Genomic DNA, 19,793 nt, shown 5'->3' with positions numbered 1-19,793 from the left:
CCTTTTTTTGTGCTCAGGGCAATTGCAGTCCGCCCGAAGCCTTGTGCAGTTTGCGCAGATGCTCGCCAATCTGTTTCACGTTGGCCTCGCTGGCGGCAATCTCGGCGGCGCGCTTGGGTTCAAGCAGCTTGCGCACTTCGGTATCGAGATCGCCGGACAGTGCCAGCAGCTTCTTCTGCCGCTGGCTGCTTTCCGCTTCCAGTCGGCCAAACTCGCTCGGTTGCGGTAGCCCGTAACCTTTGGAGTCGAGCAGTTCCGCCGGGCGGCTGAGGAAACCACTGTTGGCGAGGATCTCCTGCAAGGTCGCGTTGGCTTTGTCCATGCCGCCATTTTCCAGCTCGCGGGCGCCGAGGTAGCGTTGCTTGACCTCGTCCTGGGCCAGCAACAACTGTCGGCGGAAACTCGCCTGCTCAAGCAGCAACAGCGCCGCGCTGGTGCGCAGGTCGGCGCGGTCGAACCATTCGCGGCGTTGCTCAGCGCTGAGTGACAGCCAGTCTTCGACAGTGGTCTGCTTGATCGGCAGCTGCTTCTTCAATACATCGAACATCGCTTGATAGCGATCGCGGAACGAGTCGAAGCGGTAACCCAGACGCAGCGCTTCTTTCGGATCGTCGAGCACACTGGTGTCGGCCAGACCACGGCCCTTGAGCACTTCCAGCAAGCCGTTGGGCATGATGCTGTCGAGGCCGACCAGTTGGCTGTTATTGCTGCCGCTGCGCAACAGTTTCAAACCCTCTACCGCGCAGTTGTTGGAGAGGAAGAAATAGTTGCCGTCGTAGCTCCAGTGCATCTCGGCGGCATGTTCGACCACGCCCTCGATCTCCTCGCGAGACAGGTTCAGCGGCACTGAAGCGAGGCTGCGCAGCTCGGTCTTGGTGTACTCGTCGATCACCTGTGCCAGCGGCAACACGAACAGCCGCGACGGGTATTTGCCGACCAGTCCGTCCCAGCTCGACAGCTGCACATCGCCAACGAAGGCGCGATAGGACAGCACCAAGTGTTGATCGAGATCGAGGCGGCAATCCGGGCCGCGCGGGCGACCGGGGGCGCAGATCACCAGGCGCAACATGCTGTGGCCCCAGCGACTGACCCAGTTCTGATTGGCCTCGGCCAGCAGGTAATCGACAGCGTAGACCCGTTCCGGATCGACTTGTCCCAAGGGTTGCTTGGCGAAGTCATTGCCCGCATTGAGAAAGGCAAAGCTCTTGCTGCAGGTGTCCTAGTGCTGGCGGCGCCCAGCCGAAATGTTCCTTGTAGTAGCGATACAGCGCCGGGCGGCGGCAGGCGTAGCTCGGGTCGAGGAGGAAGTACTCCATGTTGACCGCGACAAATTCCTTGGGACTGGAAATTTCGTACAGGTCCGGGCTGCGCGCGATCTGGCGGTTATGTTGTTCACGCTCGCCACGGCGGCCGACGTACTGTTGCCACCCGGCCAGATCGAGCAGGCGCGGATCGTCGCTGATGGTGAAGCGGCGACCGTTCTGCCCGCGACACTCATCGGGAATACCGATCAGCCCGGCGCTGTTGAAGCGTCGGGTGCAGCGCTGGATCAACGTGCGCTCGGCGCTTGGCCATAAACGCGCGCGGTCGTAGATATGCGTGATTTCGTGCAGCACTGTGGCTAGCAGTTCCTGGCGCACAGTGCCGTGGGGGCGATTGGTTTTCTCTTTTGCCGCGCTGCCATCGGTGAGAGCGGCGAGAAGCTTGCGATTCAGATCAAGCTCGGCAACCAGCGTTGCCTGCCCGTAAGCGTTGGCAGGCATGTCGTCGGTCCAGCCGACGTCGATGCGCCGATCCAGCCGCTCGATGAAGCTCGGCGGCAGTTTCGCCATGGCCTCATCAATCAGCGCCTGACTGGCCTGTTGTTGAGCGGGGCTCAGACCCTCGGTCTTGAGCCGCAATTGCAGGCCGGCATGGGCGCTGTTGCCAAGCAGCAACAACGCCCCGGCCAGCAGCCAGGCGCCAACGGACCTCACAGTGCGAGGATGGCTTCGGCGAGTACTTGATCACTGGCGTCGCGCGCTTCCGGCACCCGTGTACGCAATGTGTTGAGAGCGGCTTCGAGGTGCGCGCCACGGATGTCGCCGTTGCTGGCGACGAAACTGGCGGCGTCGTCGTGGGCTTCGCGGATGATTTTCGAGTCGCGAATCGACGTGGTGGTATCGGAGGTGAAATCGATGCTGCGCTGGGAGGCACGAACGATGATGTTACTGGTGGCTACCAGGGTGTGCGCCTGGGCCACATCGGCCAATACAAACAGGCCAAGGGCGGCAGCAATCAGCGGGCTACGCATGGAACGACTCCGGAAGGACAAGGATAACTATTGGACGAGAATTGCTTCTGCCAGTTCAAGGTCGCTGGCATGAAGTTTCGGCCGGGTTTTGCGCAGGTAATGCAGCGCGGATTCCAGCCGTGCGCCTCGCCATTCACCGTCACTGGCGACGAAGGCGGCCGCGTCATCATGGGCGGCGAGCAGCAGTTTACGGTCGAACGGCGCAGAAGACACCATGCTGGTGGCGTAACCGCTGACAACCGTGCCTTGGGTCGATGCATTGAAAGCATCGAAGGCGTTGGCAGACATCGCCCAGCAGGCGGTGAATAGAGTAGAAGAGATGAGCAAAGTTGGAAGAAAGCGCATGGGACTCGACAACTGTTAGCGAGCCTGAAGGCTAGCGCAAATGCCCGGGCCAGAGCCAGCGTTGAAACATCGGGACACGGCTGGCGTGTCCCGCAATACCGCAAGCGATCAGAGCGTCAGAATGGCCTGAGCCAATTGGGCATCGGTGGCATTGAGTTGTGGCGCCTGATGGCGGATGTGATCGAGCGCGCTTTCCAGTTTCACACCACGGATATCGCCTTCGCTGGCCACGAAGCTGGCGGCATCGTCGCGGGCGGCGAGGACGATCTTGTCGTCACGGAACGAGGAGGTCACATCGGAAGTGGCGTCGGAAGTGGCTTTCAGCGCGCCGACGATCGAGTCGGTGGTGACGATGAAACTGGTAGCACTGGCGTTGGCAGCCACGGCCAGCAGGGCGGCGGCACTGAGCAGGCGAAGACGGGTCATGATGTAACTCCTTTGGACAAACCGTAGTGAGAGGTGGCTCGGTATCTGAGCAGTCAGACGCCTGTTGCGCAACGTTCGCCACGTTCTGCATGGATATTAGGCTGCCAAATCCGGTTCGCCCAGTGGTGGCCAGTGATACTCCAAAGGTTCTGCATAACTGTACTGGTGTTATCTGAGGCTTTCGTGAATTGTACCTGTACTCATTCAGTTATGCGTTTTAGAGCATTCAAGGCCCTGAAACGACAAAACCCGTCGTGGTTGCCCACGACGGGTTTTGCTTGTGCAATTCGGGTTGCTGGCGGTGGGTCTGACGACCAGAGCCAGCGACGCTGCTCAGCGCCAGAACGGCTTGCTCAGCTCTTCGTAGCGTTGTGCTTCGCTGATACCGGCGTCGGCCAGCAGACGCGAATCCAGACGGGCCAGTTGATGGCGGCTGGAGATGCGGCGCTGCCACAACATCAGGTTGGCAATAACGCGCAGAGGCAGGGAAGCCTGGGTGTTTACAGCTTTGTCTTCGAAGAACAGTTCGGAACTGAGTGTACGTTCCATGGTTGACATCCTTCCGCTTGTGGCGGGATCAGGTAGTGGTTTGACTGGTGCCCATGATCCTCTCGTTTGCCTAGTCTCTGTAGATACAGTTCATTTGTATTGTGAGTGAGCAGTTAACTGTTTATGGATGGTGTACGGGTCGAAATTGGGCAAACTGTACCTGTCTGCACTTGATTGGTGCATTTCGGCTCGTATCAGGGGGTTGAGTAGGAGTTTGCGGTAGGAAAAGACCGGTACAGCAGTACAGTTTTTTGCGATCCTGCTTCTCGCGGGCATCCACCGAGGCAAAACTGTGTTTGCCTCGGTGGGTATCTGTGTGAATCACACTGCCAGCATGCGCCCGGTTTCTTCCAGGTTCATATGCCAGCTCAGGGCTTCGCGCAGAATATGCGGGGTGTGACCGCCGATTGCACAGGCAGCGCTGAAGTAATCATTCAGTGCCTGGCGGAAGTCCGGATGCACGCAGTTGTCGATGATCACTCGTGCACGTTCCCGTGGCGCCAGGCCACGCAGGTCGGCGAGGCCGACCTCGGTTACCAGAATGTCGACGTCATGCTCGGTATGGTCGACGTGGCTGACCATGGGCACCACGCTGGAGATGGCGCCACCCTTGGCGATCGATTTGGTCACGAATACCGCCAGATGCGCATTGCGCGCGAAGTCGCCGGAGCCGCCGATGCCGTTCATCATCCGCGTACCGCAGACATGGGTAGAGTTGACGTTGCCGTAGATATCAAACTCCAGCGCAGTGTTGATGCCAATGATGCCCAGACGCCGCACCACTTCCGGGTGATTGGAGATCTCCTGCGGCCGCAGAATCAGTTTGTCCTTGTACTTCTCCAGGTTGCCGAACACGTCGCTGTTGCGGCGCTCGGACAGGGTGATCGAACTGCCCGAGGCGAAGCTCAGCTTGCCGGCATCGATCAGGTCGAAGGTCGAGTCCTGCAGCACTTCCGAGTACATGGTGAGGTCTTCGAACGGCGAGTCGATCAAGCCGCACATCACCGCGTTGGCGATGTTGCCAATCCCGGCTTGCAGCGGGCCTAGCTTGTTGGTCATGCGCCCGGCCGCGACTTCCTGCTTGAAGAAGGTGATCAGGTGTTCGGCAATGGCATTGGTATCAACGTCCGGTACCGACACTGTGGACGGCGAGTCCGACTGCTGAGTGATGACAATCGCAACGATCTTCTCCGGTGGAATCGGGATCGCCGTGCTGCCGATGCGATCGTCGACTTTCACCAGCGGGATTGGCGTCCGCGTCGGGCGGTACGTCGGGATATAGATGTCGTGCAGGCCTTCGAGGTTGGCGTTGTGGGCCAGGTTGATCTCGACGATCACTTGTTTGGCGAAGATCGCGAAGCTGGCCGAGTTGCCCACCGAAGTGGTCGGCACGATATGGCCTTGTTCGGTGATGGCGACTGCCTCAATGACGGCAATGTCCGGCAGCTTCAATTGCTGGTTGCGCAACTGCTCGACCGTTTCCGAGAGATGCTGGTCAATGAACATCACTTCACCGGCGTTGATTGCCTTGCGCAACGTGCTGTCGACCTGAAACGGCATGCGCCGCGACAGCACGCCGGCCTCGGTCAGTTGCTTGTCGAGGTCGTTGCCCAGGCTGGCGCCAGTCATCAGGCTGATCTTCAGCGGCGTGACCTTGGCGCGCTCGGCCAGTGCGTGGGGAACGGCCTTGGCTTCGCCGGCGCGGGTGAAACCGCTCATGCCGACGGTCATGCCGTCCTCAATCAGAGCAGCGGCGTCGGCGGCGCTCATCACTTTATCCAACAACGAAGGCAGGCGAATACGGTCACGGTACATGGATTATTATCTCGGGCAACGAGTAGCAGGATGCGCAGTCTAGTGAATTTGGCCGGCGCCTGTCCCGCTACCAAGGTCGCAAACGAGGCCTCTATTTCGCGGGTTTGCAGTAAAACACCGTTACCGGATCTGCAACAACGCGGCAAATTGTCCAGCGTCTGGCGCAAACAAAAACGCCCCGACAAGTCGGGGCGTTCGTTATTGCAACGGGTGATTACTCGACCGCTTTGACCATGTCTTCGATGACTTTCTTCGCATCGCCGAAAACCATCATGGTTTTGTCCAGATAGAACAGTTCGTTGTCCAGACCGGCATAGCCGCTGGCCATCGAGCGCTTGTTGACGATGATGGTCTTGGCCTTGAACGCTTCGAGAATCGGCATGCCGGCAATCGGTGACTTCGGATCGTTCTTCGCGGCCGGGTTGACCACGTCGTTCGCGCCGAGCACCAGCACCACGTCGGCCTGACCGAACTCGGAGTTGATGTCTTCCATCTCGAACACCTGGTCGTAAGGCACTTCGGCCTCGGCGAGCAGGACGTTCATATGCCCAGGCATCCGACCGGCCACCGGGTGGATCGCGTACTTCACAGTCACGCCACGATGGGTCAGCTTCTCGGTCAGCTCCTTCAGCGCATGTTGTGCACGCGCTACTGCTAAGCCATAACCCGGCACGATGATCACGGTGTCGGCGTTGGTCAGCAGGAAAGTCGCGTCATCCGCCGAGCCGGATTTCACCGGGCGGGTTTCCTGCGCACCGGCAGGACCTGCATCTGCCGTATTGCCGAAACCGCCGAGCAGTACATTAAAGAAGGAGCGGTTCATCGCCTTGCACATGATGTACGAGAGAATCGCACCGCTCGAACCCACCAGCGAGCCGGCAATGATCAGCATCGAGTTGTTCAGCGAGAAACCGATGCCCGCCGCCGCCCAGCCGGAATAGCTGTTGAGCATCGAAACCACCACCGGCATGTCGGCGCCGCCGATCGGGATGATGATCAGCACGCCCATCACGAACGCCAGCGCCAGCATCAGTGCGAACGCCGTAAGGTTGCCGGTGAACATGAAAGTCAGACCGAGAACCAGCGTTGCCAGACCCAGAATCGCATTGAGCTTGTGCTGGCCACTGAACTGTACCGGTGCGCCCTGGAACAGGCGGAACTTGTACTTGCCCGAGAGCTTGCCAAAGGCAATCACCGAGCCGGAGAAAGTGATCGCACCGATTGCCGCACCGAGGAACAGCTCCAGACGGTTGCCCGCCGGGATCGCATCGCCCAGCTGTTTAACGATACCCAACGACTGCGGCTCAACCACTGCCGCAATGGCAATGAACACCGCCGCGAGGCCGATCATGCTGTGCATGAACGCTACCAGTTCCGGCATCTTGGTCATTTCAACGCGTTTGGCCATGATCGAACCGGCGGTGCCGCCGACCAGCAGGCCGACGATCACATAACCGATGCCAGCCGTGGCCAGTTCAGCGCCCAACTTATAGATGAGGCCGACGGTGGTGATGATAGCCAGTGCCATGCCGAGCATGCCGAACAGGTTGCCGCGCCGCGAGGTGGTCGGGTGCGACAGGCCTTTGAGGGCCTGGATAAAGCAGATCGACGCGATCAGGTAGAGCGTCGTCACGAGATTCATGCTCATTACTTCGGCGCCTCTTCTTTTGCTTTCGGGGCTTTCTTTTTAAACATCTCAAGCATGCGGCGAGTGACCAGGAAGCCACCGAACACATTGACCGCCGCCAGTGCCACAGCCAGCGTGCCCATGGTCTTGCCCAAAGGCGTGACTGTCAGCGCAGCGGCGAGCATGGCGCCGACGATCACGATCGCCGAGATCGCGTTGGTGACTGCCATCAACGGCGTGTGCAGCGCAGGCGTAACGTTCCAGACCACGTGGTAACCGACATAAATCGCCAGCACGAAGATGATCAGGTTGTAGATACCGGGGGAGATAAGCTCTTCCATCGTCTGAATCCCTGCTTAGGCGTTTTTGCGGATGACTTGGCCGTCGCGGCACATCAGGCACGCGGCGACGATGTCGTCTTCGAGGTTGACGTCGAACTGGCCTTCCTTGGTGAACACCAGCTTGAGGAAGTCCAGCAGGTTGCGTGCGTACAGCGCCGAAGCATCGGCAGCGACTTCACCGGCGAGGTTGGTCGGACCGACGATCGTCACACCGTTTTCCACAACGACCTGATCGGCGACGGTCAGCGGACAGTTGCCACCCTGAGCGGCCGCGAGGTCGATGACCACCGAGCCCGGCTTCATCTGCGCCACGGTCTCGGCGCTGAGCAGCGTCGGCGCCTTGCGGCCCGGAATCAGCGCAGTGGTGATGACGATATCGGCCTGCTTGGCGCGCTCGTGCACGGCCTGGGCCTGACGCTGCATCCAACTCGCCGGCATCGGCCGCGCGTAACCGCCGACACCGACGGCGCATTCGCGCTCTTCATCGGTCTCGTAAGGCACGTCGACGAACTTCGCGCCGAGGGATTCGATCTGTTCCTTCACCGCTGGGCGCACGTCGGACGCTTCGATCACCGCACCCAGGCGTTTCGCCGTGGCAATCGCCTGCAAACCGGCCACGCCTGCGCCAAGAATCAGCACCCGCGCCGCTTTCACGGTACCCGCAGCAGTCATCAGCATCGGCATGAAGCGTGGGTAATGGTGAGCCGCGAGCAACACCGCTTTGTAGCCGGCGATATTCGCCTGCGACGACAACACATCAAGACTCTGCGCCCGCGAGGTGCGCGGCGCCGCTTCGAGGGCGAACGCGGTAATGCCGCATTCGGCCATCTTCGCGATGGTCTCGTTGTTGAACGGGTTGAGCATGCCCACGAGCACCGTGCCGCGCTTGATCAGCGGCAGTTCGGCATCGCTTGGCGCGACCACTTTGAGAATCAGCTCGGCGCCAAACGCGTCATTGGCGCTGCCAATGCTTGCGCCGGCCGCTTCATAGGCACTGTCGACGACACTGGCTTTGACGCCAGCGCCGCTTTGCACAGTGACCTTATGGCCTTGGCTGATCAGCTTCTTGATGGTTTCCGGGGTTGCAGCAACCCGTGTTTCACCGGTCTGGGTTTCGAGAGGAACACCAATGTGCACGTCAAATCTCCTGCGTGATCTTATTGAGTAAACCCATGCACTACGGATGGTGCGACTGGGGCGGCCGATCAGCACGATCCCGCCGAATCAGGGCGGGGCGCGGCATTTTGCAGGCGAACTTTATGCCCTTCAAGGGATTATGACGGGTGACGGAAAATTAACTACAAGTCATGCCGTGACCGAATGTCGCAGATGGCCAGTTGAACCCCTTGCAGGCCGTGCCCTGCAAGGATTCTGGCTGAATTTGAAAAAAATTCGCATCGGTGGCGTGAATAGGCAGCAATGAGTCGCCATTAGAGGCTCAAAGCCACGTGTTTGGCAGCTTGTGGGACGTCTGTACGACTTTCGGATACAGTCTGCTCAGAAGCGACAAATAGTTATATCTGTAGGGCTTTTGTTTTTCTGACTACGGGGTTAGGTATTGCGCAAAGCCTTTATTCTTCTAGGCTGTAGCTCTGCGCTTGATTTACCAGCCAGTCACGAAATGCCTTCAGCGATGCCGATTCGACCTTTCGCTCCGGAATCATCAGGTAATAGGCCTTGATGCTGGAGAGCGCTTGAGAGTTGGCAACCACCAGACGTTTCTCTGTCAGCTCGCGCTGAATCAGAAACGGCGGAATCAGCGCAACGCCCATGTCGTGCATGGCTGCCTGGGCAAGCATGGAGAATAGCTCGTAGCGTGGACCTGTCATGTCGCGAGGGATATTCAGTTGCTGCGAGTTGAACCATTGGCGCCAGGCGTAAGGTCGGGTGGTTTGCTGCAGCAGCGGTAGTTCAGCGATGGCTTGCGCTGTCAGATGCTTGCGATCGCCGAGTAGGGCGGGGCTGCACACCGGCATCGGATTCTCGCCCATCAATCTGTGGGATTCGGTACCCGACCAGTCGGCGTCGCCGAAGTAAATCGCGGCATCGAATTCGGTGTCGGCAAACAGGAATGGCCGGGTGCGGTTGGTCAGGTTGACGGTCACTTCAGGGTGCTTGAGCTGGAAATCCTTGAGGCGTGGCAGCAGCCATTGCGTGCCGAAGGTCGGGACGACGGCGAGCTCGATGACGTTGGTGCCCTGCTGGCCCATCACCGAGAGGGTGTCGCGCTCCACTGCATCGAGCTGAGTCGCCACCCGACGACTGTAGGAAAGACCCGCCTCGGTCAGTTTCACTCCACGTCGCGAGCGTCGGAACAGTTCCACGCTGAGGAAATCTTCCAAGCTGGCGATCTGTCGGCAAATGGCGCCTTGGGTGAGCGACAGTTCTTCAGCAGCACGGGTAAAGCTCTCATGGCGGGCGGCAGCTTCGAAACTGATCAGGGCGGCGGTGCTGGGGATCTTCCTACGCATGTACGTCAACCTCACTAATGCGCCGCATAAAAGGCTATTCGCGACGGTACGGAGTGAGAAATTAGCACAACAGAATGCGAAATCCTCGTTTGCTCCGACGGCGAACCGCGCCTAGGATCAATGCCACGTTAATTCACCCGATTGCGAGGGCACACTCATGGGCGGTAAAGCTAGCTTCAACTGGATCGATCCCCTGCTGCTGGATCAACAGCTCACTGAAGAAGAGCGGATGATCCGCGACACCGCCGCGCAGTTCGCTCAACAGAGTCTCGCCCCGCGTGTGCTCGAAGCTTTCCGTCATGAAAAGACCGACCCGGCAATCTTCCGCGAGATGGGTGAAGTCGGCCTGCTCGGTGCGACCATTCCCGAACAATACGGTGGCAGTGGTCTGAATTACGTCAGTTATGGCCTGATTGCCCGAGAGGTCGAGCGCGTCGACTCTGGCTATCGCTCGATGATGAGCGTGCAATCCTCATTGGTGATGGTGCCGATCAACGAATTCGGTACCGAAGCACAGAAGCAGAAGTACCTGCCGAAACTGGCTTCCGGCGAATGGATCGGTTGCTTCGGTCTGACCGAGCCGAACCACGGTTCCGATCCGGGCGCGATGATCAGCCGGGCGCGCAAGGTCGATGGCGGCTACAGCCTGACCGGCGCGAAGATGTGGATCACCAACAGCCCGATTGCTGACGTATTTGTGGTCTGGGCCAAGGATGATGCCGGCGATATCCGTGGATTCGTTCTGGAGAAAGGCTGGAAAGGTCTGAGCGCTCCGGCGATTCACGGCAAGGTCGGCCTACGCGCTTCCATCACCGGCGAGATCGTCATGGACAATGTGTTCGTGCCGGAAGAAAACATCTTCCCGGACGTCCGAGGTCTGAAAGGTCCGTTCACCTGCCTCAACTCCGCACGCTACGGCATTTCCTGGGGCGCACTGGGCGCGGCCGAGTTCTGCTGGCACACCGCGCGTCAATACACTCTGGATCGTCAGCAGTTCGGTCGTCCGTTGGCCGCGACTCAACTGGTGCAGAAGAAACTCGCCGACATGCAGACCGAGATCACTCTGGCGCTGCAAGGTTGCCTGCGCTTGGGCCGGATGAAGGACGAAGGTACCGCCGCCGTTGAAATCACTTCGATCATGAAGCGCAACTCCTGCGGCAAGTCGCTGGATATTGCGCGGATGGCGCGCGACATGCTCGGTGGCAATGGTATCTCCGATGAGTTCGGCGTGGCCCGTCACCTCGTCAACCTGGAAGTGGTGAATACCTATGAAGGTACCCATGACGTTCACGCGCTGATCCTCGGGCGTGCGCAAACCGGTCTGCAGGCGTTCTATTAATAGGAGGGCGGACCATGGGCGCGCTGTCGCATCTACGGGTACTGGATTTATCACGAGTGCTGGCCGGGCCTTGGGCCGGACAGATCCTCGCCGACCTGGGTGCCGAGGTGATCAAGGTCGAGCGCCCGGGCAATGGTGATGACACCCGCGCCTGGGGCCCGCCCTTTCTTAAAGACGCTTACGGCGAGAACACATCGGAAGCGGCTTATTACCTCTCGGCAAACCGCAACAAGCAATCGGTGACCATCGACTTCACCCGGCCTGAAGGGCAGAAGCTGGTGCGCGACCTGGCGGCGAAGTCGGACATTCTGATCGAGAATTTCAAGGTGGGCGGTCTGGCGGCCTATGGTCTGGACTATGAGTCGCTGAGGGTTCTCAACCCGAATCTGATCTACTGCTCAATCACCGGCTTCGGCCAGACCGGCCCGTACGCGAAGCGCGCAGGGTATGACTTCATGATCCAGGGGCTTGGCGGCTTGATGAGCCTGACCGGCCGGCCTGACGGAGATGAGGGCGCCGGTCCGGTGAAAGTCGGTGTCGCGCTCACGGATATTCTTACTGGGCTGTATTCAACGGTGGCGATCCTCGCGGCGTTGGCTCATCGCGATCACGACGGTGGTGGCCAGCACATCGATATGGCGTTGCTGGATGTGCAGGTCGCGTGTCTGGCTAACCAGGCGATGAACTACCTGACCACGGGCAATGCGCCAAAGCGTCTGGGAAATGCGCATCCCAACATCGTGCCTTATCAGGACTTTCCTACGGCGGATGGTGACTTCATTCTTACCGTGGGTAATGACGGGCAGTTCCGCAAGTTCGCAGAGGTGGCTGGCCAACCGCAGTGGGCGGATGATCCGCGGTTCGCGACCAACAAGCTGCGGGTAGCGAACCGCGCGGTGCTGATCCCGTTGATCCGCCAAGCTACGGTCTTCAAGACCACGGCCGAGTGGGTTGCTCAACTGGAGCAGGCGGGTGTGCCTTGTGGGCCGATCAATGATCTGTCGCAGGTGTTTAAAGATTCCCAGGTGAAGGCGCGCGGTCTGGCGATAGAGCTGCCGCATGCATTGGCGGGGATGGTGCCTCAGGTGGCCAGCCCGATCCGGTTGTCGGAGACGCCCGTTGAATATCGTCATGCGCCTCCTTTATTAGGTGAGCACACATTAGAGGTTCTGCAGCGGGTGCTGGGTCTGGGGGCAGGCGCGGTGGCTGCGTTGAAGGAGGAAGGCGTCCTTTAAGTCTTCTTCTATATAGAAGAAACTCTTTTCTCATTTGATTGGATGTTTTTTAACCAATACGCAAGTTATTGAAAGAAAAGCGAAATTAACGGTTGACGGCAGATTCCAGAGGTCTATAATTCTCCCCACTTCCGGCGCAGTCGAAACGGAAAACTCCTTGATATTCAAAGAGTTATGCGGTTTTCGACAGCGGCTTGCTTCAGATTATCGAAGCCTGGAAGGAGTTGAAAGAGCAGTGATGTGTAGCTCTTTTAACGGTTCGATCTTCTCGGTCGAAAGCGGAGAAAAAGAGGTGTTGACAGCAGCGATTAACGCTGTAGAATTCGCCTCCCGCTAACGAGAGATCGGAAGCGCAAGTGGTTGAAGTTGTTGAAGAATTCTTCGAAAACTTCTGAAAATAATCACTTGACAGCAAATGAGGCTGCTGTAGAATGCGCGCCTCGGTTGAGACGAAAGATCTTAACCAACCGCTCTTTAACAACTGAATCAAGCAATTCGTGTGGGTGTTTGTGCAGTCAGACTGATAGTCAACAAGATTATCAGCATCACAAGTTACTCCGCGAGAAATCAAAGATGTAACCAACGATTGCTGAGCCAAGTTTAGGGTTTCTTAAAAACCCAAAGATGTTTGAACTGAAGAGTTTGATCATGGCTCAGATTGAACGCTGGCGGCAGGCCTAACACATGCAAGTCGAGCGGATGAAAGGAGCTTGCTCCTGGATTCAGCGGCGGACGGGTGAGTAATGCCTAGGAATCTGCCTGGTAGTGGGGGACAACGTTTCGAAAGGAACGCTAATACCGCATACGTCCTACGGGAGAAAGCAGGGGACCTTCGGGCCTTGCGCTATCAGATGAGCCTAGGTCGGATTAGCTAGTTGGTGAGGTAATGGCTCACCAAGGCGACGATCCGTAACTGGTCTGAGAGGATGATCAGTCACACTGGAACTGAGACACGGTCCAGACTCCTACGGGAGGCAGCAGTGGGGAATATTGGACAATGGGCGAAAGCCTGATCCAGCCATGCCGCGTGTGTGAAGAAGGTCTTCGGATTGTAAAGCACTTTAAGTTGGGAGGAAGGGTTGTAGATTAATACTCTGCAATTTTGACGTTACCGACAGAATAAGCACCGGCTAACTCTGTGCCAGCAGCCGCGGTAATACAGAGGGTGCAAGCGTTAATCGGAATTACTGGGCGTAAAGCGCGCGTAGGTGGTTTGTTAAGTTGGATGTGAAATCCCCGGGCTCAACCTGGGAACTGCATCCAAAACTGGCAAGCTAGAGTATGGTAGAGGGTGGTGGAATTTCCTGTGTAGCGGTGAAATGCGTAGATATAGGAAGGAACACCAGTGGCGAAGGCGACCACCTGGACTGATACTGACACTGAGGTGCGAAAGCGTGGGGAGCAAACAGGATTAGATACCCTGGTAGTCCACGCCGTAAACGATGTCAACTAGCCGTTGGGAGCCTTGAGCTCTTAGTGGCGCAGCTAACGCATTAAGTTGACCGCCTGGGGAGTACGGCCGCAAGGTTAAAACTCAAATGAATTGACGGGGGCCCGCACAAGCGGTGGAGCATGTGGTTTAATTCGAAGCAACGCGAAGAACCTTACCAGGCCTTGACATCCAATGAACTTTCCAGAGATGGATTGGTGCCTTCGGGAACATTGAGACAGGTGCTGCATGGCTGTCGTCAGCTCGTGTCGTGAGATGTTGGGTTAAGTCCCGTAACGAGCGCAACCCTTGTCCTTAGTTACCAGCACGTAATGGTGGGCACTCTAAGGAGACTGCCGGTGACAAACCGGAGGAAGGTGGGGATGACGTCAAGTCATCATGGCCCTTACGGCCTGGGCTACACACGTGCTACAATGGTCGGTACAAAGGGTTGCCAAGCCGCGAGGTGGAGCTAATCCCATAAAACCGATCGTAGTCCGGATCGCAGTCTGCAACTCGACTGCGTGAAGTCGGAATCGCTAGTAATCGCGAATCAGAATGTCGCGGTGAATACGTTCCCGGGCCTTGTACACACCGCCCGTCACACCATGGGAGTGGGTTGCACCAGAAGTAGCTAGTCTAACCTTCGGGAGGACGGTTACCACGGTGTGATTCATGACTGGGGTGAAGTCGTAACAAGGTAGCCGTAGGGGAACCTGCGGCTGGATCACCTCCTTAATCGACGACATCAGCTGCTGCATGAGCTCCCACACGAATTGCTTGATTCATTGAAGAAGACGATAGAAGCAGCCCGAAATTGGGTCTGTAGCTCAGTTGGTTAGAGCGCACCCCTGATAAGGGTGAGGTCGGCAGTTCGAATCTGCCCAGACCCACCAATTTTGTGTGGGAAACGCCTGTAGAAATACGGGGCCATAGCTCAGCTGGGAGAGCGCCTGCCTTGCACGCAGGAGGTCAGCGGTTCGATCCCGCTTGGCTCCACCACTACTGCTTCTGAAGTTTGAAAGCTTAGAAATGAGCATTCCACCGGTTTGGTGATGAATGTTGATTTCTAGTCTTTGACTAGATCGTTCTTTAAAAATTTGGGTATGTGATAGAAAGATAGACTGAACGTTACTTTCACTGGTAACGGATCAGGCTAAGGTAAAATTTGTGAGTTCTCTTAGTTGAGAAATTCGAATTTTCGGCGAATGTCGTCTTCACAGTATAACCAGATTGCTTGGGGTTATATGGTCAAGTGAAGAAGCGCATACGGTGGATGCCTTGGCAGTCAGAGGCGATGAAAGACGTGGTAGCCTGCGAAAAGCTTCGGGGAGTCGGCAAACAGACTTTGATCCGGAGATGTCTGAATGGGGGAACCCAGCCATCATAAGATGGTTATCTTGTACTGAATACATAGGTGCAAGAGGCGAACCAGGGGAACTGAAACATCTAAGTACCCTGAGGAAAAGAAATCAACCGAGATTCCCTTAGTAGTGGCGAGCGAACGGGGACTAGCCCTTAAGTGGCTTTGAGATTAGCGGAACGCTCTGGAAAGTGCGGCCATAGTGGGTGATAGCCCTGTACGCGAAAATCTCTTAGTCATGAAATCGAGTAGGACGGAGCACGAGAAACTTTGTCTGAATATGGGGGGACCATCCTCCAAGGCTAAATACTACTGACTGACCGATAGTGAACTAGTACCGTGAGGGAAAGGCGAAAAGAACCCCGGAGAGGGGAGTGAAATAGATCCTGAAACCGTATGCGTACAAGCAGTGGGAGCAGACTTTGTTCTGTGACTGCGTACCTTTTGTATAATGGGTCAGCGACTTATTTTCAGTGGCGAGCTTAACCGAATAGGGGAGGCGTAGCGAAAGCGAGTCTTAATAGGGCGTCTAGTCGCTGGGAATAGACCCGAAACCGGGCGATCTATCCATGGGCAGGTTGAAGGTTAGGTAACACTGACTGGAGGACCGAACCGACTACCGTTGAAAAGTTAGCGGATGACCTGTGGATCGGAGTGAAAGGCTAATCAAGCTCGGAGATAGCTGGTTCTCCTCGAAAGCTATTTAGGTAGCGCCTCATGTATCACTGTAGGGGGTAGAGCACTGTTTCGGCTAGGGGGTCATCCCGACTTACCAAACCGATGCAAACTCCGAATACCTACAAGTGCCGAGCATGGGAGACACACGGCGGGTGCTAACGTCCGTCGTGAAAAGGGAAACAACCCAGACCGTCAGCTAAGGTCCCAAAGTTATGGTTAAGTGGGAAACGATGTGGGAAGGCTTAGACAGCTAGGAGGTTGGCTTAGAAGCAGCCACCCTTTAAAGAAAGCGTAATAGCTCACTAGTCGAGTCGGCCTGCGCGGAAGATGTAACGGGGCTCAAACCATACACCGAAGCTACGGGTATCACCTTCGGGTGATGCGGTAGAGGAGCGTTCTGTAAGCCTGTGAAGGTGAGTTGAGAAGCTTGCTGGAGGTATCAGAAGTGCGAATGCTGACATGAGTAACGACAATGGGTGTGAAAAACACCCACGCCGAAAGACCAAGGTTTCCTGCGCAACGTTAATCGACGCAGGGTTAGTCGGTCCCTAAGGCGAGGCTGAAAAGCGTAGTCGATGGAAAACAGGTTAATATTCCTGTACTTCTGGTTATTGCGATGGAGGGACGGAGAAGGCTAGGCCAGCTTGGCGTTGGTTGTCCAAGTTTAAGGTGGTAGGCTGAGATCTTAGGTAAATCCGGGATCTTAAGGCCGAGAGCTGATGACGAGTGTTCTTTTAGAACACGAAGTGGTTGATGCCATGCTTCCAAGAAAAGCTTCTAAGCTTCAGGTAACCAGGAACCGTACCCCAAACCGACACAGGTGGTTGGGTAGAGAATACCAAGGCGCTTGAGAGAACTCGGGTGAAGGAACTAGGCAAAATGGCACCGTAACTTCGGGAGAAGGTGCGCCGGTGAGGGTGAAGGACTTGCTCCGTAAGCTCATGCCGGTCGAAGATACCAGGCCGCTGCGACTGTTTATTAAAAACACAGCACTCTGCAAACACGAAAGTGGACGTATAGGGTGTGACGCCTGCCCGGTGCCGGAAGGTTAATTGATGGGGTTAGCTAACGCGAAGCTCTTGATCGAAGCCCCGGTAAACGGCGGCCGTAACTATAACGGTCCTAAGGTAGCGAAATTCCTTGTCGGGTAAGTTCCGACCTGCACGAATGGCGTAACGATGGCGGCGCTGTCTCCACCCGAGACTCAGTGAAATTGAAATCGCTGTGAAGATGCAGTGTATCCGCGGCTAGACGGAAAGACCCCGTGAACCTTTACTATAGCTTTGCACTGGACTTTGAATTTGCTTGTGTAGGATAGGTGGGAGGCTTTGAAGCGTGGACGCCAGTTCGCGTGGAGCCATCCTTGAAATACCACCCTGGCAACTTTGAGGTTCTAACTCAGGTCCGTTATCCGGATCGAGGACAGTGTATGGTGGGTAGTTTGACTGGGGCGGTCTCCTCCTAAAGAGTAACGGAGGAGTACGAAGGTGCGCTCAGACCGGTCGGAAATCGGTCGTAGAGTATAAAGGCAAAAGCGCGCTTGACTGCGAGACAGACACGTCGAGCAGGTACGAAAGTAGGTCTTAGTGATCCGGTGGTTCTGTATGGAAGGGCCATCGCTCAACGGATAAAAGGTACTCCGGGGATAACAGGCTGATACCGCCCAAGAGTTCATATCGACGGCGGTGTTTGGCACCTCGATGTCGGCTCATCACATCCTGGGGCTGAAGCCGGTCCCAAGGGTATGGCTGTTCGCCATTTAAAGTGGTACGCGAGCTGGGTTTAGAACGTCGTGAGACAGTTCGGTCCCTATCTGCCGTGGACGTTTGAGATTTGAGAGGGGCTGCTCCTAGTACGAGAGGACCGGAGTGGACGAACCTCTGGTGTTCCGGTTGTCACGCCAGTGGCATTGCCGGGTAGCTATGTTCGGGAAAGATAACCGCTGAAAGCATCTAAGCGGGAAACTTGCCTCAAGATGAGATCTCACTGGAACCTTGAGTTCCCTGAAGGGCCGTCGAAGACTACGACGTTGATAGGTTGGGTGTGTAAGCGCTGTGAGGCGTTGAGCTAACCAATACTAATTGCCCGTGAGGCTTGACCATATAACACCCAAGCAATTTGCTGACCTGAAAAGGCACCAGATTGCGGTGTGTGAAGACGAAACGAACCGAAAGTTCGAAACTCACAAACACCTAGCTGTCACATACCCAATTTGCTGAAGCGAGGCCATCCGGTCCCGAGTCAGTACCCGAATTTCTTGACGACCATAGAGCGTTGGAACCACCTGATCCCATCCCGAACTCAGCAGTGAAACGATGCATCGCCGATGGTAGTGTGGGGTTTCCCCATGTGAGAGTAGGTCATCGTCAAGATTAAATTCCGAAACCCCAATTGCGAAAGCAGTTGGGGTTTTGTTTTAGTAGAAGTTCCTGTTTTTGCTGGCTTGTTACCGTGTTGACGGGCCAGATAAAGAATTTCTTGACGACCATAGAACATTGGAACCACCTGATCCCATCCCGAACTCAGAAGTGAAACGATGTATCGCCGATGGTAGTGTGGGGTTTCCCCATGTGAGAGTAGGTCATCGTCAAGATTGAATTCCGAAACCCCTGTCTGCTAACGCAGACAGGGGTTTTGTCATTAAAACGTGTACGAAAGATCATGCCGTTCTGCGAGTCTTGCTGTTGCGTCTTGCCTGCCACTTGCGCCACCAGATATAAACCCCCGTCCCTGACAACCCCGCAATCAACACACCCAGTACCGCGATCATTACCTGCCCTGTTACCCCGATGATCCGTCCCCCATGTATGGGCAACTGGAGTCGATAGAACTGCTCTCCGAGCGTGCCCTGTCCCGCGATCTCCTGTCCCAATAATCGGCCATCGGTACCGTGAAAGAACAACCAGGATTTACCGTGAGCGTCCGTATCGTGCTGTCCAAATCCTGCGCCGTAGAAGTTGTACTCAAAGCTGTAATACAACTCGCCGATCGCGGCCGTCAGTCCTAATCGTTCCCCTTCCTGCAATGCCCTTTCGTACGCCTGTTGATAACTCAACTGTGTCGTCCCCAGTTGATTGGCGGGCATTCGTCCTCTGGCTTCATAAACGCTCGGCTCGATGGGCGAAAACAACGAAACCGCAGGCTTGAACACCTGGCTCGGCAAGTTCATCGCCACGCTGCTGACGGCGATCGGTAACAGCAGCAGCCACAACCACAATCCTCCGGCGCGATGCAGATCGAAGTTCAAGCGGTAGGCATGCCCGCCTTTGACCTTCCACGCAGTCGCCCACTTCTTCCAGAAGGGCTTGCCGCGCGGCAAGGTCAGGAACAATGCGACAAAGCAGTCGATCACCCACGCGATCGCCACCCCACCCATCAACAGCAATCCCCAGTTACCGGGCAATGTCAGGTTGTAATGAAACTCCAGAATGAACGGGATGAAGTTCTCTCGTTGAAAACAGCATTCACCCCAGTAGCGCGCGCCTTTTTGCTCCGCGCTGATCGGGTCCAGATAGAACACCTGATTGCGCTCATCGAACGGCTGGCCCGTCGCCGGATCTTTACGCGGAACGGCCGCCAGCAGCGCCGTATGCCCCGCCTCCTGCGGATACTCCATGTACCAGACTTGCAGTTTCGGATGCGCTGTCTGCACTGCATCTACCAACGCGCCCGGCGACAAGCGCTCACCCACTGACGTCGCCTCGTAGAACTGCGGATTCAGCCACTCGTCCAGTTCGTGATTGAACGCCAGCACACTGCCGGTCAGCCCGGCCAATAATAAAAACGTCGCAGTGGCCAAGCCAATGTACCGATGCAACAAAACCAGAAACGCACGCATACAAAACACCCCGAAGAAACGACAAAGCCAGCCCCTGATATCAG

Annotated in this window: 12 protein-coding genes, 2 tRNA genes, 4 rRNA genes and 1 pseudogene; 8 read left to right on the top strand and 11 right to left on the bottom strand. The window is 56.6% G+C overall.

Annotated features, from left to right (window positions below; translation table 11 throughout):
* Positions 1–13: 13 nt before the first annotated feature.
* The 10 genes and pseudogenes from AB4N48_RS23805 to AB4N48_RS23760 all read right to left on the bottom strand — a co-directional run bounded on the left by AB4N48_RS23805 (position 14) and on the right by AB4N48_RS23760 (position 9,867).
* Positions 14–1,976, bottom strand: a pseudogene (locus AB4N48_RS23805) (DUF7844 domain-containing protein).
* Positions 1,973–2,293, bottom strand: coding sequence for a DUF2388 domain-containing protein (locus tag AB4N48_RS23800; protein ID WP_041476450.1), 321 nt, complete (start codon positions 2,291–2,293; stop codon positions 1,973–1,975). Before AB4N48_RS23800 ends, AB4N48_RS23805 begins: the two are co-directional and overlap by 4 nt.
* A 27-nt stretch (positions 2,294–2,320) precedes the next feature.
* Positions 2,321–2,638: a DUF2388 domain-containing protein gene (locus AB4N48_RS23795; protein ID WP_095182269.1), complete on the bottom strand. Its 318-nt coding sequence runs from the start codon at positions 2,636–2,638 to the stop codon at positions 2,321–2,323.
* A 108-nt stretch (positions 2,639–2,746) separates the two neighbouring features.
* A complete protein-coding gene (locus tag AB4N48_RS23790; RefSeq protein ID WP_016772298.1) occupies positions 2,747–3,064 on the bottom strand; it encodes a DUF2388 domain-containing protein in 318 nt (105 codons plus the stop codon).
* Between the two features lie 333 nt (positions 3,065–3,397).
* On the bottom strand, positions 3,398–3,613 hold the full coding sequence (locus AB4N48_RS23785; protein WP_007911656.1) for a DUF1127 domain-containing protein: 216 nt from the start codon (positions 3,611–3,613) through the stop codon (positions 3,398–3,400).
* A gap of 321 nt (positions 3,614–3,934) precedes the next feature.
* Complete coding sequence (locus tag AB4N48_RS23780) at positions 3,935–5,428, bottom strand: acetyl-CoA hydrolase/transferase family protein (protein ID WP_071173986.1); 1,494 nt, start codon at positions 5,426–5,428, stop codon at positions 3,935–3,937.
* A gap of 214 nt (positions 5,429–5,642) precedes the next feature.
* Complete coding sequence (locus AB4N48_RS23775) at positions 5,643–7,076, bottom strand: NAD(P)(+) transhydrogenase (Re/Si-specific) subunit beta (protein WP_460094409.1); 1,434 nt, start codon at positions 7,074–7,076, stop codon at positions 5,643–5,645.
* Positions 7,076–7,396: an NAD(P) transhydrogenase subunit alpha part 2 gene (locus tag AB4N48_RS23770; RefSeq protein ID WP_003220416.1), complete on the bottom strand. Its 321-nt coding sequence runs from the start codon at positions 7,394–7,396 to the stop codon at positions 7,076–7,078. Before AB4N48_RS23770 ends, AB4N48_RS23775 begins: the two co-directional genes overlap by 1 nt.
* Positions 7,397–7,411: 15 nt before the next feature.
* On the bottom strand, positions 7,412–8,533 hold the full coding sequence (locus AB4N48_RS23765) for a Re/Si-specific NAD(P)(+) transhydrogenase subunit alpha (protein ID WP_056791317.1): 1,122 nt from the start codon (positions 8,531–8,533) through the stop codon (positions 7,412–7,414).
* A 434-nt stretch (positions 8,534–8,967) separates the two neighbouring features.
* Positions 8,968–9,867, bottom strand: coding sequence for a LysR family transcriptional regulator (locus AB4N48_RS23760; protein ID WP_041476445.1), 900 nt, complete (start codon positions 9,865–9,867; stop codon positions 8,968–8,970).
* Between the two features lie 157 nt (positions 9,868–10,024).
* On the opposite strand from AB4N48_RS23760, the gene AB4N48_RS23755 reads away from it, so the two are divergent.
* The 8 genes from AB4N48_RS23755 (at position 10,025) to rrf (AB4N48_RS23720) (ending at position 18,504) form a co-directional block, all read left to right on the top strand.
* Positions 10,025–11,206 (top strand): acyl-CoA dehydrogenase, encoded by a 1,182-nt coding sequence (locus AB4N48_RS23755; protein WP_024015035.1) that lies wholly within the window; start codon positions 10,025–10,027, stop codon positions 11,204–11,206.
* A gap of 14 nt (positions 11,207–11,220) precedes the next feature.
* Positions 11,221–12,441 carry a CaiB/BaiF CoA transferase family protein gene (locus AB4N48_RS23750; protein ID WP_460094408.1) on the top strand — a complete coding sequence of 407 codons (1,221 nt, stop codon included), beginning with the start codon at positions 11,221–11,223 and terminating at the stop codon, positions 12,439–12,441.
* A gap of 630 nt (positions 12,442–13,071) precedes the next feature.
* Positions 13,072–14,608 (top strand): 16S ribosomal RNA (locus AB4N48_RS23745).
* Between the two features lie 81 nt (positions 14,609–14,689).
* Positions 14,690–14,766, top strand: a tRNA-Ile gene (locus AB4N48_RS23740).
* A gap of 30 nt (positions 14,767–14,796) precedes the next feature.
* Positions 14,797–14,872: transfer RNA gene (locus AB4N48_RS23735), tRNA-Ala, on the top strand.
* A gap of 247 nt (positions 14,873–15,119) precedes the next feature.
* Positions 15,120–18,013 (top strand): 23S ribosomal RNA (locus AB4N48_RS23730).
* Positions 18,014–18,167: 154 nt separating this feature from the next.
* Positions 18,168–18,283, top strand: a 5S ribosomal RNA gene (gene rrf / locus AB4N48_RS23725).
* Between the two features lie 105 nt (positions 18,284–18,388).
* A 5S ribosomal RNA gene (gene rrf, locus AB4N48_RS23720) occupies positions 18,389–18,504 on the top strand.
* Together the 16S, 23S and 5S rRNA genes with 2 tRNA genes alongside form the textbook arrangement of a ribosomal RNA operon.
* Positions 18,505–18,570: 66 nt before the next feature.
* On the opposite strand, the gene AB4N48_RS23715 is transcribed toward rrf (AB4N48_RS23720), so the two are convergent.
* The gene (locus AB4N48_RS23715; protein ID WP_150637819.1) at positions 18,571–19,749 is read right to left on the bottom strand and encodes a PepSY-associated TM helix domain-containing protein; all 1,179 of its coding nucleotides are present in this window, start codon (positions 19,747–19,749) and stop codon (positions 18,571–18,573) included.
* Positions 19,750–19,793: the final 44 nt, after the last annotated feature.

This window comes from Pseudomonas sp. S2_C11 (assembly GCF_054668395.1).
The sequence above is the reverse complement of the archived record's forward strand: the minus strand, read 5'-3'. Positions and strand labels throughout refer to the sequence as shown.